The following is a 714-nucleotide window of genomic DNA, read 5'->3' on the forward strand; positions in this document are numbered from 1 at the left end:
TATAAAAACAGCTTATTTTTAAGAATTTAAAATTAAGGTATAATTTACGTTTATTATCTTTACCAGAATAAAACCTGAATTTTGAAGAAAGAAAACAGCCACTATCCTCCTCAATTCATTGAAAATTTTTCCAGCGAAATCCAAGTTGCTTCTCCTGGCAGAATCAACCTTATTGGAGAGCATACTGATTACAATCAAGGATTTGTACTCCCTACTGCTATTGACCGGAAGATCTATTTCGAACTTAGAAAAAATCAAACTCTGAATACCTGCAGGGTGTATAGCAGGACCTTCCAGAAGCATGTGGAATTTAGTCTTTCCAATCTTGCGCCTGGCAAATCTTCCTGGAGTAATTATATTTTAGGAGTAATAGATGAGATTCAGAAGCGAGGTAAAAAACTTGAAGGTTTTGATTGCATTATCAATAGCGAATTACCTATAGGGGCAGGCATTAGCTCTTCTGCAGCTTTAGAATGTGGTTTGGCAGCCGGACTCAATGCCTTATTCGAACTCGGGTTGCAGGATATGGACCTTGTGAAACTCTCCCAGGATGCAGAAAATAATTTTGTAGGCTCCAACTGTGGAATCATGGATCAGTATGCCTCGGTGATGAGCAGGAAAGACCACCTCATTCTTTTGGATTGTCAAAATCTCCATGCAGAATTTATACCCGCAGATTTCAAGAATTGCAAGATATTATTGCTTAATACGAAT

1 protein-coding gene is annotated in these 714 nt (G+C 37.8%); it reads left to right on the plus strand.

Features of this window, described 5'->3' with window-relative positions:
• Nucleotides 1–81: 81 nt before the first annotated feature.
• Nucleotides 82–714, plus strand: a 633-nt coding sequence (locus HC175_RS15850) for a galactokinase (RefSeq protein ID WP_317172336.1), incomplete at its 3' end; no start/stop codon positions are given.

It is taken from the genome of Salinimicrobium oceani (assembly GCF_012037645.1).